Raw genomic sequence first — 20,886 nt, 5'->3', positions numbered from 1 at the left:
ACTTCTTCCGGCCGCTCGACCGGCCCCTGCGGGCGCTCCCCTACTTCGCCGACGACCTCGACCTCACCCTGCGCGTTCTCGGTGATCTGGCCGCCCGTGACGGGATCGCCCTGCACCTGCCCACCCTGTGGCAGCGGGCCGACCCCTGGGAGGCGGCATGCGGTTCGAGCAGCTCGAATACCTGACGGCGGTGATCCGGTACGGGTCGCTGCGCCGGGCCGGGGAACATCTGCACGTGTCGCAGTCGACGCTCAGTGAGGCGATCAGCACGCTGGAGCGGGAGCTCGGTGTTCCGTTGCTGGAGCGGCACCGTTCGGGGGCTCGGGTCAGCCGGGAGGGCCGTGACCTGCTGCCGCTGATGACCGAGATCCTGGCCGGGGTGGCGCAGTTGAAGGCCGCGGCCCGGGATCACGCGCGCACGATCCGGGTCGGTACGGTCAATGCGGGCACGTCGTCGCTGCTGGTTCCGGCGGTGCGGGAGTTCGGGGCGGGGCGTCCGGGCACGACGGTGGACGTGGCGACGCTGCTGCAGGCGGAGATCCAGGAGCGCCTAATCGAGGGCCGTCTCGACGTCGGGCTGATCAACTCCTTCCCGGACGACGAGCTGCCGGCCTCGCTGGAGAGCCGGGTGCTGCTGCACGGCGTACCGAAGGTGTGTTGCCGGACCGATGATCCGCTGGCCGCGCAGCCCGCGGTGAGTGTCGCGGATCTGCGGGGGCGGCCGTTCGTGGCGATGCGGCCGGGCTATCTGATGTACCGGCTGGCGCGGCGGCTGTTCGGTGACGCTCCCCCGGCGGAGACGTTCGCGACCGACGGCGCGGAGATGGGCAAGACGCTGGTGGCGGCCGGGACCGGGCCGACGATCCTGCCGGACTACAGCATCGTCGGCGATCCGCTGGAGACGGCCGGGGTGATCACCGCGCGGCCGCTGGCGGAGGAGGTGCCGCCGGTGATGATGCTGCTGGTCAGGCGGCGGTTCGACCGGGTGCCGCCGGCGATCGCGGAGTTCGAGGGGACGATCGTGCGACTGGCGCGTTCGGTGTGACCGAACGGGTGTTCGGCGTTCCCGTCGTCACATCGCTTGCATAACCCCCAAAATCTAGCGAGCCTGTAGGGTATGGATCTCAAGTTCCACTGGTTCCTGCCCACCAACGGCGGCGACGGACGGCACGTGGTCGGCGGCGGCCACGGCGTCTCCGCCGGCCACTCCGGCCGTCCCGCCGACGTCGCGTACCTGACCCAGGTCGCCCGCGCCGCCGAGGACAACGGCTTCGCCGCCGCGCTCACCCCGACCGGCGCCTGGTGCGAGGACGCGTGGCTGAGCACGGCGATGCTCAGCCAGACCACACAACGGCTGAAGTTCCTGGTCGCGTTCCGGCCGGGCCTGATCTCACCGTTCCTGGCGGCGCAGATGGCCGGCACCTTCCAGAACCTGACCGAGGGCCGCCTGCTGCTCAACGTGGTCACCGGCGGCGAGGGCCACGAGCAGCGGATGTACGGCGACCACCTGGACAAGGACGCCCGCTACGCCCGGTGCGACGAGTTCCTGGAGATCGTGCGCCGGCTCTGGGCGGGTGAGACCGTCGACTTCCACGGCGAGCACCTGCACGTCGACGCCGCCCACCTGACCCAGATCCCCGATCCGGTCCCGGAGATCTACTTCGGCGGCTCCTCTCCCGCCGCGGGCGTCGTCGCGGCCAGGCACGCCGACGTCTACCTGACCTGGGGCGAGCCGCCGGCCGCGGTGGCCGAGAAGATCGCCTGGATCCGGGGGCTCGCCGCCGAGCAGGGCCGGACGATCCGGTTCGGCATCCGGATGCACACGATCACCCGCGACACCGCCGACGAGGCGTGGGCCGAGGCCGACCGGCTGCTGGCCGGCATCGACCCGGCGACGATCGCGCAGGTCCAGGAGGGGCTGCGCAAGTCGGAGTCGGAGGGGCAGCGGCGGATGCTCGACCTGCACCACGGCCGCACCGACAAGCTGGAGATCTACCCCAACGTCTGGGCGGGCGTCGGCCTGGTCCGCGGCGGCGCGGGAACGGCCCTGGTCGGCAGCCACGAGCAGGTCGCCGACCGGATCGCCGAGTACGCGTCGCTGGGCATCGAGGAGTTCGTCCTCTCCGCCTACCCGCACCTGGAGGGCGCGTACTGGTTCGGCGAGGGCGTGCTGCCGATCCTCGCCGAGCGCGGCCTGTGGAAGGACGAACGGCCACGACGCCGGCACCAGGCCGCGATGCCGTTCGCCGCCGTCGGGCGAGCCACCCGCTGATGGGCACTTTCATCACCAATCAAGACCTTGATCCGGTACGCCTCCGTCAGGCTTTCGGAGTCTTCCCCAGCGGCGTCGTCGCCGTGGCGGCCTCGGTCGACGGGCAGCCGGTCGGCCTGGCCGCCAGCTCGTTCACCTCGGTCAGCCTCGACCCGCCGCTGGTGTCGGTGTCGATCGCGAACACCTCCAGGACGTGGCCCGACCTGCGCCGCGCCGGACGTCTCGGGGTGACCGTGCTGGCCGCGCACCACGGCGAGCTGTGCCGGCGGCTGGCCGGCCCGGTCGGGCACCGGTTCGACGGCGCGGCGCTGTCGGTGACCGCGGGCGGGGCGGTGACCGTCGACGACGGGCTGGCCCGGTTCGACTGCTCGATCTACCGGGAGGTGGAGGCCGGCGACCACACGATCGTGCTCCTCCGGCTGCACGCCGTGGACCACAGCGCGGATCAGGACGGTGGGCCGCTCGTCTTCCACCGGTCCGGATTCGGGCGGCTCTCGCCGTACATCTGAGGGTTTTGGCTTAGTGGCACGGCCCACATGCCGAACATCTCGGTGTGATGGGTTTGAACCGGTTGAGCATCAAACTCCGGCTGATCATCTGTGTCCTGCTGATCACCGGGGTCTCGCTGGTGCTCGTCGCGACCGTCATCACCCGGCGCAACCTGTCCGAGGCGCGGGAGACCGGCTTCGCGTTCGCGCAGGAGATCGGGGTCCGCAACGCCGCCGAGCTCCAGGTCCAGCTGATGACGGCGCTCGGCAGCGCCCGGGACCTGAGCGGGACGATGGCGTCCGAGTCAGCCGGCGGAGCCGACCGGGCCGCCGCCAACGCCGTCCTGCGGACGCTGCTCGAACGGCACCCCCGCTACTTCGGCGTGTGGACCGCCTGGGAACCGGGCGCGTTCGACGGTGCCGACGCCCGGTTCCGCGGCCGCGACGCCCGGCACGACTCGACCGGACGGTTCGTGCCGTACTGGTACCGCGACGGGGACACGATCACCTCGACCGTGCTCACGTCGTACACCGAGGAGGGTGACGGCGACTACTACCTGATCGCGCAGAAGAGCGGCAAGGAGAAGGTGCTCGAGCCGTACGCCTACGAGGTCGGCGGCAAGAGCGTGCTGATGACGTCGCTGGCCGTGCCGATCACCGCCGGTGGGAAGACCGCCGGGGTGGCCGGCATCGACATCACCCTGGACGCGGTGGCCGCCGCCCTCGCCCAGATCAGGCCGTTCGGCACCGGCAACGCGATCCTGGTCAGCTCCGGTGGCCTGCTCGTCGGCGGCGGCGACCCGGCACAGGCCGGCAAGCCCGCCGACCCGGCCGTCGCCGAACTGGCCGCGGCCGCCGTCGCCCAGGGCTCCCCGGCCCGGCGACTGGTCACCGGCGACGACGAGCAGGTGCAGATCGCCGCACCGCTGGTCCTCGGCACGACCGACACGTGGTCGCTGATCGTCACCGTGCCGACCGCCACCATCCTGGAGGCGGCGCACACGTCACTGGACATCAGCATGTGGATCACGGCGGCGGTGCTGCTGATCGCCGCGGTGATCGCCCTGATCGTGGCCCGCGGTGTGGTCCGCCCGATCGAACGGCTCCGCGACCGGATGGCCGAGATCGCCGACGGTGACGGCGACCTGACCCAGCGGGCCACCGTCCGCAGCAACGACGAGGCCGGGCAGCTGGCCGCCGCGTTCAACCGGTTCGTCGAGAAGGTCGCCGGGACCGTCCGGGGGATCGCCGGTTCGGCCGCCGACGTACGGGCCGCCGCCGACCGTCTCGCCGACGGCACGAACCGGCTCAGCGCCGACGTCGTGCACGTGTCCGACAATCTGGGCACCGCGGCCGAGGCCACCCAGACCGTCAACCAGAGCGTGCAGTCGGTGGCCGCCGGTGCCGAGGAGATGAACGCCGCCATCGCCGAGATCGCCAGCAGCGCGGCACAGGCCGCCCGGGTGGCCAACGACGCCCGCACCGTCGCCGAGAGCACCAACGACCAGGTCGCGCACCTCGGCACGGCCACCGAGGAGATCGGTGACGTGGTCCGGCTGATCACCAGCATCGCCGAACAGACGAACCTGCTCGCGCTCAACGCCACCATCGAGGCGGCCCGCGCCGGGGAGATGGGCAAGGGCTTCGCGGTCGTCGCCGGCGAGGTCAAGGAGCTGGCCCAGCAGACCGCGCAGGCGACCGAGGAGATCACCGGCCGGATCACCGCGATCCAGGCGATCAGCACCTCGGCGGCGACCGCGATCAACGAGATCGTGCAGGTCATCTCGACGATCGGGGACTACACCACGTCGATCGCGTCGGCCGTCGAGGAGCAGACCGCCACGACCACCGAGATGAGCCGCAGCGTCACCGAGGCCGCCGGGAACACCGGCCTGGTCACCGGGGCGATCTCGGACGTCGCCGACTCGGCGCGCAACGCCTCCGCGAACGCCCGCAGCGGACAGGACGCGGTCGCCGATCTCAACCGGCTGGCGGCCGAGATGACGACGATCGTCAACAACTTCCGTTACTGAGGTACGGCCACTCCCTCACCCGGTGCGGATGATCCGCGCCCGGCCGCCGGCTGCGACTCTGGCCGGCATGAACGGATGGCTGATGTGGGGACTGATCCTTCCGCTGCTGCTCGTGGTCGCGGGCATCGTCGTGATCCTGCGCCGGCGCAACGGCCGCTGACGTGCGGGCCCGGATACCGGTCGTGCCGCTGGTGATGGCGCTCGCCGTCACCGGGTGCGGCGCCGACGCCGACCAGCGGCAGGAGGCGCGGAAACAGGAGGCGCTGGCCGAGGCGAAGACCGAGCTCATCGCCCGGATCGACGACTTCTGCCGGAGCAGCGCCACGTATGTGACGGCGCTGGACCGGTACGGCGACGTGATCAACGCGACGGCGCCGACGGTCGCCGACGTGACCGAGGCCGGCGCCGACCTGGCCGAGCCACGCGACGAGGTGCTCGAGGCCGCACGGGAGGTCGCCGAGGCCCGCGACGCGGTGGCGAAGGCGCTCACCGACCTCTCGCCGTCGCCGTCGGGCACGCCGTCGCCCGGCCCGTCCCTGCCGGCCGCCACGGTCGGCCGGGTCCGGCAGGCCGACGCCGACTTCACCGCGGCGCAGCAGGGCATCACCGGCCAGACGCCGCTGCGGCAGGCGTCGGAGCAGTTCAACGCGGCGGCCGTCGCGCTGGAGATGTCGTGGCTGAGCCTGCTCGGCGAGAGTGGCTGCCTCAGCGACGACCAGCGAGGCCGGGCCCGTGACTACACACTCGCCGTACAGAAATCGCTGTCCCAGGCGGGGTACTACCAGAAGGAGGTCGACGGCGTCTACGGGCCGACGACCGTCACCGCCGTCCAGGACCTGCAGAAGGCGCACGACCTGCCGGTGACCGGCACCGTCGACAAGGCCACCGACGCGGCGCTCCAGGCCGACCTGCGGGCCAAGGGCGGTGCGGCCGCCGACGAGGTCATCGCCAGCACCGCGGCCGTGCAGCAGACGCTGAAGCTGGCCGGGTTCTGGACCGGCCCGGTGGACGGCACGTGGACCGACGAGCTCACCGAGGCGCTGCAGAGGTTTCAGACGTCGCTGGGGGTGGAACCGTCCGGGACCGTCGACGCCGCCACGATCGCCGCCCTCGAACACACCCTGACCTCGTCACCGTCACCGTCACCGGTGCGCTCCTGACGGTCTCATCCGGCGCGGATGAGCCGGGCAACCGCCTCCGTCACCGTTCCCGGTGCGCTCCTGACGGTTTCATCCGGCGCGGATGGAGCCGAGCGGCCGCCCCGTCACCGTTCCCGGTGCGCTCCTGACGGTTTCATCCGGCACGGATGAACCGGGCGGCCGCCTCCGTCACCGTTCCCGGTGCGCTCCTGACGGTTTCATCCGGCGCGGATGGAGCCGAGCGGCCGCCCCGTCACCGTTCCCGGTGCGCTCCTGACGGTTTCATCCGGCGCGGATGAGCCGGGCGGCCGCCCGGGATGGAATTTTCTGTCCCATGAGAGGTCTGCTGAGGTGGGGAATGCTCATTCCGGTCGTGCTCGTCGTCGTGGGGATCGTGGTGTTGCTGAGACGCGGGGTCAGGCGCTGATCAGGCGCCGCAGGGCCGCGGCGGCGGGCGGGCCCCAGGTCGCCTTTCCGCCCGGCCGGCCGTGCACCCCGTTGTCGCCGATGATCAGGCCGCTGAGGACGCGGGCCATCGCCCAGCCCCGGGCACGCCGCCGGGTGGCCGGATCCACGGCCGGCCGGTAGGCGTCGTCGAAGTCGCCGGCCGCGCCGTCCGGCAGCAGCAGCCAGGCCGCCGACAGGTCGTAGGCCGGGTCACCGGCGCACATGTCACCGAAGTCGACGATGCCGCGCAGGGTCCCGCCACCGGTGAGGACGTTGGCCGGATGCAGGTCGGCGTGCAGCCACAGCGGCGGGCCGGACCAGGCGGGCGCGGTGACGGCATCGTGCCAGACGGCGCGGACGGCGTCCGGATCGTCGATCAGCCCGCGCTCGGTGACGATGTCCACACCGCCGGCGAACCCGGCCGACAGGTCGGCCAGCGGCCCGCCGCGGTCCTGTCCCACGGGCGCTCCGGCGGGTGCGGGCCGGTGCAGCGCGGTCAGGAACCCGGCTAGGGCGACGGCCGCATCGGGGCCACGGGTCACCGGCTCCCGATCGGCGGGCGTCCCCGGAACCCACGTGGTGATCAGCCACGGCCGGGGGAACAGCGCGGACGGCTCACCGAGCCGCTGCGGCACCGGAACCGGCAACGGCAGGTCGCGGGCCAGCCCGGGCAGCCAGGTGAACTCGTTGCGCAACTGCCGGTCGGCGCCGCCACCGGCCACCCAGGGCAGCCGGACAGCCAGATCGTCGCCGAGACGCCACAGCTGGTTGGCCCACCCCCGGGCACCGAACGAGACCGGCCGGTCGGCGAGGTCGGGGTGCTGATCGCGCACCAGGTCACGGACGAGGCCGGCGGTGATCTCGATCGTCGAGTGGGTCACGCGCGGCGACGATAGCTCAGGCGAGCAACAGCGTGCCGGCCACGACACCGGTGAAGGCGACGATGATCCAGCGCAGGCCCGGCGCGGACAGCCGCCGCGCGACCCGGGCGCCGGCATACCCGCCGATCACGGTGGCCGGCGCCAGCACGGCCACGAATGCCCAGTCGACCGGGCCGAAGACGCCTGTACCGCCGGTCAGGTCAGGCGCGCGGGACGCTTCCGCCGATCACCACGGCGCCGATCAGGACCAGGGTGCCGATCAGGACCAGGGTGCCCGGTGGTCAGTCGGGTCGCCTCGACGGAGTCGGGCGGATGGCCTCGCGGATGCGGTCGCAGAGCTGGGTGAGGTTGGCGCCGATCACCGGGCGGCTGCGCCAGTGCCGCAGGCCCCGCCGGACCGCGTAGAAGCAGCCCGGCGGGACCTCGACACCCGCGACCCCGGTCGCGACGGCGCCCGCATAGCCGACCCGCCAGCCCGGCCAGCGCGCCTCGGCGACCTCGCGGACCGCCGCCACCCGGGCGGTGTCGCGCCTGGTCAGCTGGTGCACCAGGCCCTCCAGATCGGCGGCGATGAGGCAGGGCTCGTCGAGCTCCCAGTGCACGGCCCAGTAGTGCCCGGCCGGGACGAGCAACTCCGGCCGCACGGTGCGGGGCTGCAGCGCACGGTCGATCTGCCAGCCGGGATGGCGGCGCTCGACGTCGTCGGGAGTCATCGTCGCGCCCACCACTCCCCCTCACACGGCTGCTTACCCGCGCCGTTCACGTGTCGCTCCGGTGCCGCATGTCGCCCCCATCGGGTCGGGCTTCGACGAGTGTCGGTCAGTCCAGCGTGGCCGGACGGAAGGGATAGCGTCAATCTTATGTCGTAACTTTTTGATCCCCGATCGGGTGATGACGAACGCGGAAATCTTTCGGGGGACGCCATTGATGTACGGCCCGCGGAGGACGAGGATGGCCGACGATCACACCGCCGTCGATGGAGGAAGCAGCATGCCGCGACCCATTGGCCCCACGATCCCCCGCTGGCAACTGGGTGAGCAGATGTCGCAGCTTCGCAGCGCCGCCCGCAAGTCGCAGCAGGACGCGTCCGGCCGCCTGGGTTGCTCGGTCAGCAAGATCCAGAAGATCGAGGGCGGCGAGGTCGGCATGAAGCAGGTGGAGCTGGAGGCTCTCCTCGAGCTGTACGGCGCACCCGACCCGCTACGGGCCCAGCTCCTCGAGTTGCGCCGCCTCGGTGCCCAGCGCGGGTGGTGGTCCAAGTACGGGCAGGTGCCGACCCCGTTCGCGACGTTCCTCGGTCTGGAGTCCGCAGCCACCAAGATCCGAATCTTCGAGCCGCTGATGATCCACGGCCTGCTGCAGACCAAGGACTACGCGCACGCACTCGCCGAGAGCCTCAACCCGGCACTGACCGACGCCGAGGTCGACCGGCAGGTCCAGATCCGGCTGGAACGTCAGGAACGCGTCTTCGCGGAGGATCCGCCGGAGATCTGGGTGGTCCTCGACGAGGCGGTGCTGCGCCGGCAACTGGGTGGGCGGGAGGTCATGGCGCGCCAGCTCGATCACCTTCTGACCCTTCCCAAACGGGTGACAGTTCAAGTCGTTCCGTTCGCGAATGGCGGTTATCCAGGCGCAATGGGGGCCCTGACGCTATTCGAGTTCGCGGAGGATTTACACACGCCGGTTGCGTATGTGGAGTCGCAGGCGGGGAACCTGTACCTCGAACGGGAAGATGATCTGGGACGGGCTAACCTTGCCCTTGACCACATCAACGCGGCAGCGCTCAGCAAGCAGCAATCGCGCGAGCTGATCGCCGGCGTTGCCCGCCAGTTCTTGCAGTAATAGGAGCCACCTATGGACAAGTACGAGGTCAGCTTGACCGGCGCTGAGTGGCGCAAGTCCACCAAGTCCGGGAACAACGGTGGCTGCGTGGAGTTCACGCAGGTCGGCGCGTTCGTCGCCATCCGTGATTCCCGGAACCCGGACCGTGATCCCCTGGTCTTCGACGCCAATGAGTGGGACTGTTTCCTCGACGGCGCCGGAAAGGGTGAGTTCCCGGTTCCCACCGCCTGATTCCGTACAGCAACGGCCCGGTCACCCAGAAGGGGCAGGACCGGGCCGTTGACCTTTTCCGAACGGTTACCCGTGAGTCGGATTCCTTAATACGCGCTTTAAGAACGGCTAAGCCCTGGTCAGTTCCAGGACCGGGATGGTGCGGATACCGGCGGTCTTCTCGGCGTAACCGGCGAAGTTCGGGCGGAGGTCGACCTGCTCACCGAAACGGCGATCGCGTTCCTCACCGGTCAGCTCGCGGACCGCCACGGAATAGGTCTCGGTACCGCGTTCCACAGCGCCGCTCCCGGCCGCGGTGAGGTTGTAGTACCAGCCCGGGTTCTCCGGTGCACCCCCCTTCGAGGCGATCACGTAGATGACGTCGTCGTCGGACTCGTGCGGCAGATACACCAACGGGCTGACCATCTCCCGGCCGGACTTCCGGCCACGGTGGTGGATCAGCACCATCGGCGCACCCTCGAACGGGCCGCCCACCCGGCCCCCGTTGGCCCGGAACTCGTCGATGACTTGCGCATTCCAGTCGCTCATCCGGATATCCTCGCCGCCCGGCGCGCCCCGCGCCCGCCGCACCGCGAGGATCACTGGTAGGTGGGGGTGTCCCAGCGGCCGACGCTGCGGGAGCGGACCGGCTCGATCCAGCGCGGCGCGGCGCTCTGCGGGAAACCGTCGCCCCAGTTGGTGGCGTCGCCGTGCATCTCGACGCGGGCGTTCTCGGTGTACCAGTCGACCAGGTCGGCGTCCGAGCGGATCAGCCAGGTGCAGCCCTTCTCGGCATCGGCGGTGAAGTCGCCGTGCCGGATCAGCGGCGGCCGCCAGAAGTACGTGCCCGGCCACATCTTGCCGAAGTTGTAGTCGAAGGCGCCGTCCAGGCAGTACGCCTCCTCCGAGCACGGGTGGTGGGCCAGCGGCACCTCGCGCCAGCCCGGCTTCGCCTTGATCAGGCGGGTGTAGAAGCCGGTCTTCTCGTCGCGGTGCAGCAGCTTGATGTAGAGACCGGGCACCGGCGTGCCGCCGAGGTCGAACCGCATCGGGCTGCCGTCCCGGACGTCGATCCACGGCATGGCCGCGCTGTCCAGGACGATCAGGGCCTGGTCGGGGCGGACTGTCTCGCGGTCGCTCGCGGCGGGCTCGAAGTGCCAGTCGCCGTACTCGCGGAACAGCAGGATCTCGGTGCCCTCGGTGACGGTGACGGGCGGGGTCCAGACACCGGCCGGGGCGGTCCAGTAGCCCTCGGCACCCAGGGTGGTGTCGCCGATGACGACCTGACCGGAGAGCACGTACCACTCGGTGTCGGCCTGGTGCACGCCGGCCGGGCGGGACCAGTCGCTGGTGAAGCGCACCTTGAGCGACGCCGAGCCGTCCTCCTCGTCGTAGCTGAGGTTCCGCTGCTCGGCGGTGCCGGTGGCGTGCTGGAACTCGGCGATGTGCCAGATCAGGTCACGTTCGTCGACGATCTCGACGTGCGGGCGCATGGGGTGCCTCCGGGCTCGACGGATGGTTTCCGGTGCAGAACGTAGCGTTTATTGGTTTCGAGTACAAGGTGTATCGTCTATTCCCGTGACACGACCAGGACGGCCCGCCGGGCCCACCAGCGACACCGAGGCCGTCGTGCTCACGGCCGCCCTCGACCTGCTGCTCACCGAAGGGCCGGCGACCCTCACCGCTCAGCGGCTGTTCCAGGTCACCGGGGTGTCACGGTCCACCATCTACCGGCATTGGCCGACACCGGCGGCGGTGCTCGCGGCCCTCATCGACGTCGCGCCCGTCCCGGCCGGCACACCGAGCGGGGACCTCGCGAAAGACCTGCACGCCGAGGTGGACCGACTGTGCGACCGGCTCCGGGACCGGCCGGTGGGCGCCTTTCTGCAAGCGCTCGTCGTGGCCGCGGCGACCGACCTCCGGCATCGGTACGTGAGTGACCTGCTCGCACCCTTCCACGAGGTGCTGCGCGCGGCCGGGGCCACCGACGGCGAGCGCGAGGACGGCGTGGCGATGATCGCGTCGCCGCTCCTGCTGGACGCGCTGCTGCTCGACCGTACCGCCGCCCGCGATCGTGCCCACCGCATCGTCGACACCTTCACGGAAGCGCGGAACCAGCAGTGACCAACATCGTCGGCCCCCGTGCCGTCTTCGGCGTGATCGTGCCGAGCACCAACACCGTCGTCGAGCACGACTACTGGGGCGCCCGGGTGCCCGGGGTCGCCTACCGGGCCGGGTCGATGTACATCCCCGACCCGGTGATGAACGACGACGCCGGATTCGAGGCCCTGCTCGGGCAGATCCGGGCGTCGATCGACACCGCCGTGCGGGACGCGCTCACCGCCGAACCCGACCGCCTGGTGATGGGGATGTCGGCGGAGACGTTCTGGGGCGGCGTCGAGGGGAACGCGGCCTTCGAGCGGCGGCTGCGCGAACGGACCGGACTGCCGGTCACCACCGGGGCCGGCTCGTGCCGGGCGGCGCTGACCGAGCTGGGATGCCGGCGGATCGCGGTGTTCTCGCCCTACCAGCCGATCGCCGACCGGGAGGTGGGTCGGTACTTCACCGAGGCCGGGTTCGAGGTCACGGCGATCACCGGGCTGCGCTGCCCGACCGCCATGGACATCGCCCGGGTGCCTCCGTCCCGGCTCGTCGACCTGGTCGCGTCGCTGGACGGGCCCGAGGTGGACGCGATCGTGCAGGTCGGCACCAATCTGTCGTTCGTCGGCCTGGCCGACCGGCTGGAACGCGACCTGGGCAAGCCGGTGATCGCCATCAACGCGGCCACGTTGTGGCACGCGTTGCGATCACACGGCCTCAGCGACCAGGTCTCCGGAGCCGGCACCCTCCTCCGCGAACACTGACCTGCCACACCACACCCTCCACCCCGAGCGCCGACCGGCGCGCTTCTGGACATCAGCTGCCGGCACCGGCGGCCTGTCAAGGGTTCTGACGTCGTGGGTCAACGGTGCAATAGGGACTCCTGGAGACGGCGGAGCTTTGCCCGTACCAGAAGGTGCCGTTTTTCTCTTTTGCCGGGGTTGATGTAGAGGATGAAATCGGTCCGGTGGATCCTCTCGGAGTCGCCGGTGGCCTGCGCCGCGGCGTCGCGGATCTCGCGGAGATGGGCGACGGTCAGCTGGAGGACGTGCTCGTCGGGCTGGTAGCGGGAGCCCAGCGGGTAGTCACGGCCCGGCCTGCTGGTCATCTCGATGTGGCAGCCCAGGACGTGGGTCACCGGGTGGGTCTCGCTGAAGGTGATCAGACGGTCGATCGTGTCGCGGAAGGCGTCGTGATCATCGACATACAGACGGCCGGGGTAGACGGTGTCACCGGTGAGCAGGATGCCGGTCCGCGGGTCGTAGACGGTCACCGCCGCCTCGTGATGGCCCGGTGAGCCGATGATCTCCAAGGCCCGGCCGCCCAGGTCGAAGGTGACCGCGCCGGTCAGCGCACCGGGGAAACCGTAGAAGGCGCGCACCTCCGCCACACCGTGCGGCACCACCCTCGTGGCCGGGCGGCCGGCGAACTGGGCGTCGGCCGCCACGTGATCACCGTGGCCGTGGGAGTGGGCGACGATCAGCTCGTAGTCGACCCGCGGATTCCTCGCCAGCCACTGCTCCACCAGCGCGTCGACCGTCGCACGCAGCGGGAACGTGGCGGCGTCGGCGGTGGCACCGGTGTCCAGGAGCAGGGCCCGGTCGTTACCGAACAGGAGGTAGAGGAACGGCGCCTCGTAGTCGAGACGCTTGCTCTGTCGCAGGATCACCGTGTCGTCGTCGTAGAAGTGGGTCTGGATCGCGGGCTCGCCACGGCGACCGTGGATCCAGTCGACGTCGAGATCACTCATCAGCAGCCTCCGTGGGCAAAGGTGTCGCGGACAGGAAGAAGCGGGCGAACCGGCGGCCGGGACGACGGGCGTCCACGGTCGACTCGGATCGGGCGAGATAGGGCTCCAGCAGCGCCAGCCACTGGGTCTTGAGCTGCTCGGCCTCCTCGGCCGAGAGCAGCGCCAACGCGGTGGTCAGGCCGGCGCCGCGACGCCAGGCGGTGCTCTCGTCGTCGTCACTGTCGATGAACGCGAGGATCGCCTGCATCTCGCGCTCGACGACCATCCGCTCGATCTGGCGGCGGACGACCGGACTGTCGGCGGCCGACAGACGCAGTGTGGGCCGCGGGTCGGGCAGCCGCCACTGGCGCTCGCGGCGGTCACGGCCGGGGCCGGCGTCCTCGACGAAGCCGTACTTGGCGAGCTGGCGCAGATGGAAGGAGCAACTGGCCTGCGAGACGCCGAGCACCCGGCCGCACTGGGCGGCCGTCGCCGGGCTGCTGGTGGCGAGGAGCTCCAGCAGGTCGAGCCGGAGTGGGTGGGCCAGGGCCCGGATGGCGGTGGGATCGGTGATCCGCATATGCCAAAGACTACTTTGACATATTGCGAAGTGTCAAAGACCTCTTTGACATTGCGGTTGGCGTGTCGCGGGCACTAGCGTGGCGGGAGTGCCGGCCGCCGAAGCTCCACCCAGAGTCGGCTGGCGGGACCTCTCCCCCACGGTGCGGCTACTGATCGTCAACCTGTTCGGGATCAACCTCGGGTTCTTCATGGTGCTGCCGTTCCTGGCCGCCCACCTGCGCGAGAACCTCGGCTTCGCGACCGCGCTGGTCGGCACGATCCTGGGCCTGCGGACGCTGTCCCAGCAGGGGCTGTACGTGGTGGGCGGCACCGCCGCGGACCGGCTCGACCTGCGGTGGATGATCATGTTGGGGTGCGGCCTGCGGGTGGTCGCGTTCGCCCTGTTCGCCCTCGTCACCAGCCCCGCCGGGATCATCGCGGCGACCGTGATCACCGGGATCGCCGGCGCGATCTTCGCCCCGGCCTCGCAGACCTACCTCACCCACGCCTCCCCCGGCCGTCGCGCCGAGACGTTCTCCTGGGTCAACGTCGCCGCCAACGCCGGCACCCTGATCGGCCCGCTGCTCGGCGCCCTGCTGCTGTCGGTCGACTTCCGGCTGGTCAGCGCCGTCGCCTGCGTGGTCTTCGCGATCCTGACCGTCGCGCAGGCCTTCGTGCTGCCGTCGATGCGCCGGCCCACGCCGGAGACTGGGGTGCTCCAGTCGTGGCGGCAGGTCGTCACCAACCGGCGGTTCCTCGCCTACACGCTGTCCGGGGCCGCCTACTTCGCCCTGTTCAACCAGCTCTACCTGGCGATCCCGCTGGAGGCCCGGCGGATCACCGGGCAGGCGCCGGCGGTCACCGCGGTCTTCGTGGTGTCGACGATCGTCGGGCTCACCTCGGGCGTACGCCTGGTCGCCGCATGCCGCCGCCGGTGGAGCGCGGGCGTGTCCATGTCGATCGGGCTGTTCCTGCTCAGCTCGGGTTTCGTGCCCCTCGCGATCGCCGCACCGCTCCTCCCGACCGCCGCCGTCGCGCTCGACCCGGGGCCGGCGCTGGTCGCGGTGGTGCCGGTGCTGGCCGGGACGGTGCTGTTCAGCGCCGGGGTGTCGATCACCGCCCCGTTCATGCTGGAGCTGATCCCGGCGATCGGCAGCGAGCGCCTGTCCGGCACCTACTTCGGCTTCTTCTACCTCGTGTCGTCGCTGCTCGCGGCCGGGGTCAGCGCGGTCACCGGCGCGTTGCTGGACCTCGACGGCCTGCGGTGGCTGCCGTTCGCGTTCCTGACCGTCGTCGGCGTGGCCGGCGCGACGGGCATCGCCCTGAGGTTCGCCGGAGCCGCCACATCCACCACCACGTCCGCCGGCACCGCGGGGCTCGTCGCCGGGCCGGCCCGCCGGTAGGGTGCGGCGATGGCTGACGCACGACCGATCACGTATTACGGCACGCCGGTGCTGCACCGCCGCTGCGCCGACGTCACCGTCTTCGACCAGGGTCTCGCCGACCTGATCGAGGACATGTTCGCCTCGATGTACGCCGCCAACGGCGTCGGTCTGGCCGCCAACCAGATCGGCGTCGACGCGCAGATCTTCGTCTACGACTGCCCGGACGCCGACGACGTGCGCCGGACGGGCCACATCGTCAACCCGGTGATCACGGCACTGTCGGACGAGCTCGACGGCGGCACCGAGGGCTGCCTGTCGGTGCCGGGCCCCCGCGCCGAGGTGCCGCGGGCGTCGGTCGCGACGGTCACCGGCGCCGACCGCGACGGACACCCGGTCACGGTCACCGGGACCGGGTATTTCGCACGGTGCCTGCAACACGAGACCGATCATCTGAACGGCACCCTCTACGTCGACCTGCTGCCCGTGACGCGGCGCGACGACCTGCTGCGCGAGGCCGGCCTCACACCGCCGTCGTGAACCATCCGGCGGCGCCCTCCGGACCGAACTGTCATGCCGCTGTCATACGACAGGGACACGAATGCCACGACCGGGGCGAAAGATACTGATGCGGGTGACGGCGTACCGGTTCGGGCGCCGTCATCCGGTCGTCTCCGGCTCGAAACGGGGCAGCGCCGGCGCCTCCGGCAACGTGAAGGACGCCGGATCCGTGCTGGTCCGGATCTCGCACAGCGCGGTCAACAGCAGCGCCGACGGCGCCGTGAAACAGAGCTGCACGCCCCGGTGACCCGCGCGGTCCTGGGCGGCGCTGAGCACGCCCAGGCCGGCCCTGTCGATGTTCCCGGCGAGGGAGAGGTCCACGACGATCCGGTCGTGACAGGTGACGGCCCAGGCCAGCGCGTCACGCAGCAGCGGCGCCGACCCGGCGTCGACGTTTCCGCGCACCGTGACGACGGCGGCGCCGCCACGCTCCTCGATCCTGACCGTGTCGGGAAAGCCCGTGACCGGTTCCGGCATGCTCCTGGTCCCTCCTCGCGCGGGGATCTCCCCTGGTCCTGGGATCTCCCTGGTTCAGGGATCTCCCTGGTTCAGGGATCTCCCCTGGTTGAGGACGAGGTTCGCCGGGCCACACGACGATGACCGCACGGGATCATGTCATTTGTTTGACAGAAGCCGCCGCTGTCGATGGACACCCAGGCCGACGGCGACGGCGACGGTCACCACGGTGATGATCACGCCGACGGCGCCCCACACCACCATCAGCACCGACAGTGCCGCCCACACCAGGCCGCCGACGACGGCCAGCACCGACAGCAGAACCCGCCGCGGGATCATCCGGACCGGCCGGGCCAGCGACGGATCCTCCGCCGCGAGTTTCCCGACGATCGCCTCGAACTCCCGGCGCGTGTCTCTGGTGGACAACTCCCTCACCACCCATCGGTACGTGGACCTTGCCCCTCCATGCATACCCCGTTTCCGCCACCACCGGCATGGCATGGAGCGGATGGTTCGTCACGGCGGATCCATCAGCGTGCGGTAGTCGTCGGCGGTCAGCGGGTCGTCGGTGACCTGACTGTCACCCCGCGGCACCTGCAGACGCCGCCCGTCGCGGAGGAAGACGACGGCGGCGACATCGGCGCGGGCGGTGAGAGTGCAGACGATCTGGCCGTACGCGACCGCGTCATCGACCCGGCCGGCACCCTCCTCGGGTTCCCGGATCTCCACGGCGGCCGTGCTGCTCGCGGCGGGGACGGTCACCGTCAGCACCGCCGCGGCCAGCGCGGTACTCAATCCCTGCGCCTGCTCGGCCGGGGTCGGACCGGCCACCAGCAGATCGAGCTGCCGCTGCGGGCCGAGCGCGGTCCCGGACCGGCGGACGGACTCGACGAGCCGGTCGTCACGGGTCAGACAGAGAACCTGCGCCACCTCCCCCACCGGTTCCGGCGTGGAGGCCGACGCGGCGACGTTCAGCGGGCGGCGGGGCAGGGTGACCTGGTGCGGCTCGTCCTGGGCGGGCACACCGCACCCGGCGAGCAGGAGCAGGCCGGTCAAGAGGGCGGCGAGGACCCGTACGCCGGTCAACTCTGTCCTCCCGGGAGGGTGACGCGGAACCGGGCGCCGCCGCCGGGCCGCTCGGAGACGCTTGCCCCGCCGCCGTGCGCAGCCGCGTGACCGGCGACGATGGCCAGGCCCAGGCCGGTCCCGTCGCTGTCGCCGCGGGCGTTGGCGGCCGGCCCCCGCACGAACCGGTCGAAGATCGTCGCCTGATCCTTCTCGGCCACGCCCGGCCCGGTGTCGTCGACCTCCAGATAGCCGGGCCCGACCCGGACAGCGGTCGGGCCGCCACCGTAGCGGACCGCGTTGTCGATCAGGTTGCCGAGCGCCTGCTCGACCCGGCGCCGGTCCACCGACCAGGTCTCCGGCGTCCCAGGGACCGTCTCGACCAGGTCGGCCGGCAGGTTCCGGGACCGGCAGACCCGCTGGGCGAGGGCTGCCACGTCGACCGGCTCGCGGTGCGCGGGCTGGTCGGTCCGGGCCAGTTCGAGCAGGTCGTTGACGAGCGCCTGGAAGCGGGTGATCTCGGCGGTGACCAGGGTGATCGCGGCGCCGGCCCGTTCGTCGACCTGGTCACGGCGCTTGTCCAGGACACTGGCGGCGGCCTCCAGCGTCTGCAGCGGCGACCGCAGCTCGTGGCTGACATCGGCGGCGAACCGGCGGTCACGTTCGAGCCGGCGGGCCAGCTGGTCGGCCATGTCGTTGAACGCCGCCGACAACGGAGCCAGATCAGGTTCGGTCGCCGGATCCAGGCGAGTGGTCAGGTCACCGCTCGCGATGCCGCGCGCCGCCTCGGCCACCGCGGCCACCGGGCGCAGCGCGTGGCGGGTCACATACCACCCGACGGCGGCCCCGGCGGCGGCGACCATGATCGCGACGCCGGTGAGGACGAGAGCGAGAGTCCGCAGGGTACGGTCCAGCTCGCCCAGCGACACGATCTCGTAGAACACCGCCCCACCACTCAGCGGGACGCCCACGATCAGCGCCGGGCGGCCGTCCCGCCGGATCCGCTGCGCCCCCGCCTCACCGCCGGCCGTCATCTCCTGCAACCCTGGCGGTACGGCCGTGTCGACCGCCAGATCGGCGCTGCGGGAGTGCCAGCGCCCCTCCAGATACAGCAGCACGTAGCGGTCCGAGCCGGTGTCCAGCGACTGGAGCACCTCCAGCACGTCCGGTGCCGGCCCGGTGATCCCCGCGTTCACCACCGTCGCGTCGTAGTAGGTGGCCCGCACCGCGGTCCGCTCCCGCTCAGCGAACAGGGTGTTGCGGACCGACTCGTACGACACCAGGCTGATGCAGGCGGACAGGATCAGCGCGCCCAGGGCGAAGGCGGCGCTGACCCGGGCACGCAGGCCGATCGGTCTCACGGCTGCAGCTTGTAGCCCAGGCCGCGGACCGTCACCAGGTGCCGCGGATTGCCGGTCTCCCGCTCGATCTTCTGCCGCAGCCGGCCGACGTGCACGTCGACGACCCGCTCGTCGCCGAACTCGTGCCCCCACACCCGCTGGAGCAGTTGCTGGCGGGACAGGACCAGACCGGGGTGGTCGCCCAGCTCGCACAGCAGGCGGAACTCGGTGCGGGTCACGGCCACCGGCTCGCCGCCCAGCCTGACCTCGCCGGCCTCCGGCCGTACCTCCAGATCTCCGAACGTCAGCACCGAGGTCGCCGGCGCCGCCGGCTGGGTGGCCGCCCGGCCCCGGCGCCGCAGGGCCCGCAGCCGGGCCGCCAGCTCCTTGACCTTGACCGGTTTGACGACGTAGTCGTCGGCGCCGGCCTCCAGCGCCGCCACGATGTCATGGGTGTCGTCGCGGGCACTGACCACGACGATCGGGACGTCGTCGTCACGGCGCATCTGCCGGATGCACTCGTAGCCGTCCATGCCGGGCAGCATCAGATCGATCAGCACCGTGTCGGCGCGGTGCCGGCGCTGCGCGATCAGGCCCTCCTCGGCGGTCGCCACCGCATGCGCCGTATAGCCCTCGTCCTCCAGGGCCATCGCCAGGGACAGGCGGATCCGGTCGTCGTCCTCGATCAGCAACACCGCGGTCATGCTTCCCATCCTGTCTCGCGGACACGGCGACGGCCCGTTTGTCACGCAACTGTCATGGGTGCGGGAAACGTCCGCAGATCACGGCGGGCAGTGTTGCGGTCGTCGAACCACGTCCAGAGAAGGAGGGGTCATGACGGGTCAGAGTCTGATCATCGCGGTCACCGTCGGTGTGGTCCTCGGCGTCGCCGGCCGTCTCCTGGCGGGCCGCCGACGGAGTCTGCCACTGTGGCTGCCGCCCGCCGCCGGGGTGGCCGCCGCGCTGCTGGCCACGGTTCTCACCCGGATGGCGGCCACCGACCCGCCCACCCCGGCCACGCCCGAGATCATCCTGCAGGTGCTCTTCGCCGCGGCGGGTGTCACGATCGTGGCGCTGACCGCCGACCGGCCGTCCGCGGACCGGGAGACACGATGACGGCCCGGGTCGTCGTACTGCCGGCCGACCTCGACCAGGCGTTGGCCGACCGGATCCGCCCGGTGGTGACCGAGACCATCGACGCCGGCCGGGACCTGGTCATCGACATGCGGGCGGCCGGGACCATCGACTCGGCCGGGCTGGGGCTCCTGGTCCGCGCCCACCGGTCGGCGAAACAGCGCGGGGCGACGCTGTCCCTGGTCGGGCCGTCGCGGTTCGTGCTGACCGTGCTGCACACCATGCGTCTCGACGGGGTCTTCACGATCCGCGGCGAGGAGGAGCCGGAAGAGGCCGCGGCCTGACCGGTCACTCGATCGCGGCGATGTTGCCGGCCTCGTCCGGGTCCGGTTCCGGGGTGTCCAGGAACGCGCGCAGCACCTCGACCGCCACGTCCGGCGCGAGCCGCTTCAGGCTCATGGCCAGCACGTTCGCGTCGTTCCAGAGGCGGGCGCCGCGAGCGATCCACGGGTCCCAGGCGAGCGCTGCCCGCACGCCGGGCACCTTGTTGGCGGCGATCGCCGTGCCCGTCCCCGTCCAGCACATCACCACGCCGTAGTCGGCCCGCCCGTCGACGACCGCCCGGCCCACGAACCGGCCGAGGTCGGGCCAGCTCTCCCCGCCGCCGGGGCCGATCACCTCGTGCCCGTCGTCGGTCAGGGCCCGCGCCACGGCCCGTGTCGTCTCGTTCTCGTCATCCGTGGCGAACGCAACCCGCATCCGGCCACCCTAGGCCCGTTCGGTTGAGCACGCCGTGACCAGGCTCGAGCCCGAGGTGGTGCCGGCGACCGTCACCGGGCGGCCAGCTCCGCCAGGAGGCTGTCGCGGTCGGCCGGACCGACGAGGGGCGGGTTGCCGGGTGGCAGCGCCAGGGACAGCAGGCTGCGGACGGTGCCGCCGGCGAGCAGGTGGTGGTCGATGCGGCGGGCCCGGCACCGGTCACCGGCCCGGATCAGGGCGCGGACGCCTGACGCGGCCAGGAACTCCACACCGAGCAGGTCGAGGATCACCGAGTGCGGTGACGGCAGGCCGTCGAGGACATGGTGGAGGCGTCCGGTGAAGACGGCGGCGGTGACCGAGTCGAGCGGGCCGGTCACGGCGACCGTCGTCACCGAGGGGCCGATGCGGGCCACCACGGCGCTGATCTCGTCATCCATGTGCCGTTCCCGTCCGGAGCGGTCGCGGGAGCCGGCGGATGCCGTTCCCGCGCCGCGAACCTACTCGTCCCGCGTGGCCGCGGGCCGCACGGTTACCCCGGACGGAGGAG

Annotated in this window: 26 protein-coding genes and 1 pseudogene; 13 read left to right on the top strand and 14 right to left on the bottom strand. The window is 71.4% G+C overall.

Going from position 1 to position 20,886, the window contains the following annotated elements; all coding sequences use genetic code 11:
* The first annotated feature begins 157 nt into the window (after positions 1 to 157).
* From ACFO0C_RS35765 to ACFO0C_RS35745, 5 genes are all read left to right on the top strand, one after another.
* Complete coding sequence (locus ACFO0C_RS35765; RefSeq protein ID WP_378071201.1) at positions 158 to 1,045, top strand: LysR family transcriptional regulator; 888 nt, start codon at positions 158 to 160, stop codon at positions 1,043 to 1,045.
* 72 nt (positions 1,046 to 1,117) lie between these two features.
* Complete coding sequence (locus ACFO0C_RS35760) at positions 1,118 to 2,272, top strand: LLM class flavin-dependent oxidoreductase (RefSeq protein ID WP_378071200.1); 1,155 nt, start codon at positions 1,118 to 1,120, stop codon at positions 2,270 to 2,272.
* Complete coding sequence (locus tag ACFO0C_RS35755; RefSeq protein WP_378071199.1) at positions 2,272 to 2,781, top strand: flavin reductase family protein; 510 nt, start codon at positions 2,272 to 2,274, stop codon at positions 2,779 to 2,781. Before ACFO0C_RS35760 ends, ACFO0C_RS35755 begins: the two co-directional genes overlap by 1 nt.
* Positions 2,782 to 2,843: 62 nt before the next feature.
* Positions 2,844 to 4,793, top strand: coding sequence for a methyl-accepting chemotaxis protein (locus tag ACFO0C_RS35750; protein ID WP_378071198.1), 1,950 nt, complete (start codon positions 2,844 to 2,846; stop codon positions 4,791 to 4,793).
* Positions 4,794 to 4,975: 182 nt separating this feature from the next.
* Positions 4,976 to 5,953, top strand: a complete 978-nt coding sequence (locus ACFO0C_RS35745) for a peptidoglycan-binding domain-containing protein (protein WP_378071197.1) — start codon at positions 4,976 to 4,978, stop codon at positions 5,951 to 5,953.
* A 395-nt stretch (positions 5,954 to 6,348) separates the two neighbouring features.
* Here ACFO0C_RS35745 and ACFO0C_RS35740 read toward each other — a convergent pair whose 3' ends face one another.
* The 3 genes and pseudogenes from ACFO0C_RS35740 to ACFO0C_RS35730 all read right to left on the bottom strand — a co-directional run bounded on the left by ACFO0C_RS35740 (position 6,349) and on the right by ACFO0C_RS35730 (position 7,973).
* A complete protein-coding gene (locus ACFO0C_RS35740; protein ID WP_378071196.1) occupies positions 6,349 to 7,260 on the bottom strand; it encodes an aminoglycoside phosphotransferase family protein in 912 nt (303 codons plus the stop codon).
* Positions 7,261 to 7,276: 16 nt separating this feature from the next.
* Positions 7,277 to 7,441: pseudogene (locus ACFO0C_RS35735) on the bottom strand (TSUP family transporter); the annotation flags it as partial.
* A gap of 100 nt (positions 7,442 to 7,541) precedes the next feature.
* Complete coding sequence (locus tag ACFO0C_RS35730; RefSeq protein WP_378071195.1) at positions 7,542 to 7,973, bottom strand: hypothetical protein; 432 nt, start codon at positions 7,971 to 7,973, stop codon at positions 7,542 to 7,544.
* A 238-nt stretch (positions 7,974 to 8,211) separates the two neighbouring features.
* Here ACFO0C_RS35730 and ACFO0C_RS35725 point away from each other — a divergent pair, with 238 nt between their 5' ends.
* Together ACFO0C_RS35725 and ACFO0C_RS35720 are read left to right on the top strand one after the other, a co-directional pair.
* The gene (locus ACFO0C_RS35725) at positions 8,212 to 9,102 is read left to right on the top strand and encodes a helix-turn-helix domain-containing protein (protein WP_378071194.1); all 891 of its coding nucleotides are present in this window, start codon (positions 8,212 to 8,214) and stop codon (positions 9,100 to 9,102) included.
* A gap of 12 nt (positions 9,103 to 9,114) precedes the next feature.
* Positions 9,115 to 9,333 carry a DUF397 domain-containing protein gene (locus ACFO0C_RS35720; RefSeq protein ID WP_378071193.1) on the top strand — a complete coding sequence of 73 codons (219 nt, stop codon included), beginning with the start codon at positions 9,115 to 9,117 and terminating at the stop codon, positions 9,331 to 9,333.
* Positions 9,334 to 9,441: 108 nt separating this feature from the next.
* Here ACFO0C_RS35720 and ACFO0C_RS35715 read toward each other — a convergent pair whose 3' ends face one another.
* Complete coding sequence (locus tag ACFO0C_RS35715) at positions 9,442 to 9,861, bottom strand: nitroreductase family deazaflavin-dependent oxidoreductase (protein WP_378071192.1); 420 nt, start codon at positions 9,859 to 9,861, stop codon at positions 9,442 to 9,444.
* 50 nt (positions 9,862 to 9,911) lie between these two features.
* A complete protein-coding gene (locus ACFO0C_RS35710) occupies positions 9,912 to 10,805 on the bottom strand; it encodes a DUF4437 domain-containing protein (RefSeq protein WP_378071191.1) in 894 nt (297 codons plus the stop codon).
* An 85-nt stretch (positions 10,806 to 10,890) separates the two neighbouring features.
* On the opposite strand from ACFO0C_RS35710, the gene ACFO0C_RS35705 reads away from it, so the two are divergent.
* Together ACFO0C_RS35705 and ACFO0C_RS35700 are read left to right on the top strand one after the other, a co-directional pair.
* Positions 10,891 to 11,436: a TetR/AcrR family transcriptional regulator gene (locus ACFO0C_RS35705; protein WP_378071190.1), complete on the top strand. Its 546-nt coding sequence runs from the start codon at positions 10,891 to 10,893 to the stop codon at positions 11,434 to 11,436.
* Positions 11,433 to 12,176 carry a maleate cis-trans isomerase family protein gene (locus ACFO0C_RS35700; RefSeq protein ID WP_378071189.1) on the top strand — a complete coding sequence of 248 codons (744 nt, stop codon included), beginning with the start codon at positions 11,433 to 11,435 and terminating at the stop codon, positions 12,174 to 12,176. The genes ACFO0C_RS35705 and ACFO0C_RS35700 overlap by 4 nt, the downstream gene beginning before the upstream one ends.
* Before the next feature lie 98 nt (positions 12,177 to 12,274).
* Here the strand turns inward: ACFO0C_RS35700 and ACFO0C_RS35695 are convergent, their stop codons facing one another.
* Both ACFO0C_RS35695 and ACFO0C_RS35690 read right to left on the bottom strand, forming a co-directional pair.
* Entirely contained in the window at positions 12,275 to 13,162 is an 888-nt protein-coding gene (locus ACFO0C_RS35695) for an MBL fold metallo-hydrolase (protein WP_378071188.1), read from the bottom strand.
* Positions 13,155 to 13,721 (bottom strand): winged helix-turn-helix domain-containing protein, encoded by a 567-nt coding sequence (locus tag ACFO0C_RS35690; RefSeq protein WP_378071187.1) that lies wholly within the window; start codon positions 13,719 to 13,721, stop codon positions 13,155 to 13,157. Before ACFO0C_RS35690 ends, ACFO0C_RS35695 begins: the two co-directional genes overlap by 8 nt.
* Before the next feature lie 88 nt (positions 13,722 to 13,809).
* Here ACFO0C_RS35690 and ACFO0C_RS35685 point away from each other — a divergent pair, with 88 nt between their 5' ends.
* Both ACFO0C_RS35685 and def read left to right on the top strand, forming a co-directional pair.
* Positions 13,810 to 15,105 carry an MFS transporter gene (locus tag ACFO0C_RS35685; RefSeq protein ID WP_378071186.1) on the top strand — a complete coding sequence of 432 codons (1,296 nt, stop codon included), beginning with the start codon at positions 13,810 to 13,812 and terminating at the stop codon, positions 15,103 to 15,105.
* 9 nt (positions 15,106 to 15,114) lie between these two features.
* Positions 15,115 to 15,624, top strand: a complete 510-nt coding sequence (gene def, locus ACFO0C_RS35680) for a peptide deformylase (RefSeq protein WP_378071185.1) — start codon at positions 15,115 to 15,117, stop codon at positions 15,622 to 15,624.
* A gap of 120 nt (positions 15,625 to 15,744) precedes the next feature.
* On the opposite strand, the gene ACFO0C_RS35675 is transcribed toward def, so the two are convergent.
* From ACFO0C_RS35675 to ACFO0C_RS35655, 5 genes are all read right to left on the bottom strand, one after another.
* Complete coding sequence (locus ACFO0C_RS35675; RefSeq protein WP_378071184.1) at positions 15,745 to 16,122, bottom strand: STAS domain-containing protein; 378 nt, start codon at positions 16,120 to 16,122, stop codon at positions 15,745 to 15,747.
* 138 nt (positions 16,123 to 16,260) lie between these two features.
* Positions 16,261 to 16,527 carry a DUF3040 domain-containing protein gene (locus tag ACFO0C_RS35670; RefSeq protein WP_378071183.1) on the bottom strand — a complete coding sequence of 89 codons (267 nt, stop codon included), beginning with the start codon at positions 16,525 to 16,527 and terminating at the stop codon, positions 16,261 to 16,263.
* A 90-nt stretch (positions 16,528 to 16,617) separates the two neighbouring features.
* Positions 16,618 to 17,187: a GerMN domain-containing protein gene (locus ACFO0C_RS35665; protein WP_378071182.1), complete on the bottom strand. Its 570-nt coding sequence runs from the start codon at positions 17,185 to 17,187 to the stop codon at positions 16,618 to 16,620.
* Positions 17,184 to 18,527 carry a sensor histidine kinase gene (locus tag ACFO0C_RS35660; RefSeq protein WP_378071181.1) on the bottom strand — a complete coding sequence of 448 codons (1,344 nt, stop codon included), beginning with the start codon at positions 18,525 to 18,527 and terminating at the stop codon, positions 17,184 to 17,186. Before ACFO0C_RS35660 ends, ACFO0C_RS35665 begins: the two co-directional genes overlap by 4 nt.
* Entirely contained in the window at positions 18,524 to 19,210 is a 687-nt protein-coding gene (locus ACFO0C_RS35655; RefSeq protein ID WP_378071180.1) for a response regulator transcription factor, read from the bottom strand. The genes ACFO0C_RS35660 and ACFO0C_RS35655 overlap by 4 nt, the downstream gene beginning before the upstream one ends.
* 130 nt (positions 19,211 to 19,340) lie before the next feature.
* Here ACFO0C_RS35655 and ACFO0C_RS35650 point away from each other — a divergent pair, with 130 nt between their 5' ends.
* Both ACFO0C_RS35650 and ACFO0C_RS35645 read left to right on the top strand, forming a co-directional pair.
* Positions 19,341 to 19,622, top strand: a complete 282-nt coding sequence (locus ACFO0C_RS35650; protein ID WP_378071179.1) for a hypothetical protein — start codon at positions 19,341 to 19,343, stop codon at positions 19,620 to 19,622.
* The gene (locus ACFO0C_RS35645) at positions 19,619 to 19,924 is read left to right on the top strand and encodes an STAS domain-containing protein (RefSeq protein ID WP_378071178.1); all 306 of its coding nucleotides are present in this window, start codon (positions 19,619 to 19,621) and stop codon (positions 19,922 to 19,924) included. Before ACFO0C_RS35650 ends, ACFO0C_RS35645 begins: the two co-directional genes overlap by 4 nt.
* A gap of 4 nt (positions 19,925 to 19,928) precedes the next feature.
* Here ACFO0C_RS35645 and ACFO0C_RS35640 read toward each other — a convergent pair whose 3' ends face one another.
* Both ACFO0C_RS35640 and ACFO0C_RS35635 read right to left on the bottom strand, forming a co-directional pair.
* On the bottom strand, positions 19,929 to 20,339 hold the full coding sequence (locus tag ACFO0C_RS35640; RefSeq protein WP_378071177.1) for an RpiB/LacA/LacB family sugar-phosphate isomerase: 411 nt from the start codon (positions 20,337 to 20,339) through the stop codon (positions 19,929 to 19,931).
* Positions 20,340 to 20,410: 71 nt separating this feature from the next.
* Complete coding sequence (locus ACFO0C_RS35635) at positions 20,411 to 20,776, bottom strand: STAS domain-containing protein (RefSeq protein ID WP_378071176.1); 366 nt, start codon at positions 20,774 to 20,776, stop codon at positions 20,411 to 20,413.
* Between the last annotated feature and the right edge of the window lie 110 nt (positions 20,777 to 20,886).

The sequence above is a fragment of the Actinoplanes subglobosus genome (assembly GCF_042650585.1).
Lineage (GTDB): Bacteria > Actinomycetota > Actinomycetes > Mycobacteriales > Micromonosporaceae > Actinoplanes > Actinoplanes subglobosus.
This window is presented reverse-complemented; position numbering and strand designations above follow the sequence as displayed.

Bases quoted from the DNA above. Each gene is read 5' to 3' on its own strand.
- ACFO0C_RS35765 (WP_378071201.1), top strand. From the start codon at position 158: ATGCGGTTCGAGCAGCTCGAATACCTGACGGCGGTGATCCGGTACGGG.
- ACFO0C_RS35760 (WP_378071200.1), top strand. From the start codon at position 1,118: ATGGATCTCAAGTTCCACTGGTTCCTGCCCACCAACGGCGGCGACGGA.
- ACFO0C_RS35755 (WP_378071199.1), top strand. From the start codon at position 2,272: ATGGGCACTTTCATCACCAATCAAGACCTTGATCCGGTACGCCTCCGT.
- ACFO0C_RS35730 (WP_378071195.1), bottom strand. From the start codon at position 7,973: ATGACTCCCGACGACGTCGAGCGCCGCCATCCCGGCTGGCAGATCGAC.
- ACFO0C_RS35725 (WP_378071194.1), top strand. From the start codon at position 8,212: ATGGCCGACGATCACACCGCCGTCGATGGAGGAAGCAGCATGCCGCGA.
- ACFO0C_RS35720 (WP_378071193.1), top strand. From the start codon at position 9,115: ATGGACAAGTACGAGGTCAGCTTGACCGGCGCTGAGTGGCGCAAGTCC.
- ACFO0C_RS35715 (WP_378071192.1), bottom strand. From the start codon at position 9,861: ATGAGCGACTGGAATGCGCAAGTCATCGACGAGTTCCGGGCCAACGGG.
- ACFO0C_RS35710 (WP_378071191.1), bottom strand. From the start codon at position 10,805: ATGCGCCCGCACGTCGAGATCGTCGACGAACGTGACCTGATCTGGCAC.
- ACFO0C_RS35695 (WP_378071188.1), bottom strand. From the start codon at position 13,162: ATGAGTGATCTCGACGTCGACTGGATCCACGGTCGCCGTGGCGAGCCC.
- ACFO0C_RS35690 (WP_378071187.1), bottom strand. From the start codon at position 13,721: ATGCGGATCACCGATCCCACCGCCATCCGGGCCCTGGCCCACCCACTC.
- def (WP_378071185.1), top strand. From the start codon at position 15,115: ATGGCTGACGCACGACCGATCACGTATTACGGCACGCCGGTGCTGCAC.
- ACFO0C_RS35675 (WP_378071184.1), bottom strand. From the start codon at position 16,122: ATGCCGGAACCGGTCACGGGCTTTCCCGACACGGTCAGGATCGAGGAG.
- ACFO0C_RS35655 (WP_378071180.1), bottom strand. From the start codon at position 19,210: ATGACCGCGGTGTTGCTGATCGAGGACGACGACCGGATCCGCCTGTCC.
- ACFO0C_RS35650 (WP_378071179.1), top strand. From the start codon at position 19,341: ATGACGGGTCAGAGTCTGATCATCGCGGTCACCGTCGGTGTGGTCCTC.
- ACFO0C_RS35645 (WP_378071178.1), top strand. From the start codon at position 19,619: ATGACGGCCCGGGTCGTCGTACTGCCGGCCGACCTCGACCAGGCGTTG.
- ACFO0C_RS35640 (WP_378071177.1), bottom strand. From the start codon at position 20,339: ATGCGGGTTGCGTTCGCCACGGATGACGAGAACGAGACGACACGGGCC.
- ACFO0C_RS35635 (WP_378071176.1), bottom strand. From the start codon at position 20,776: ATGGATGACGAGATCAGCGCCGTGGTGGCCCGCATCGGCCCCTCGGTG.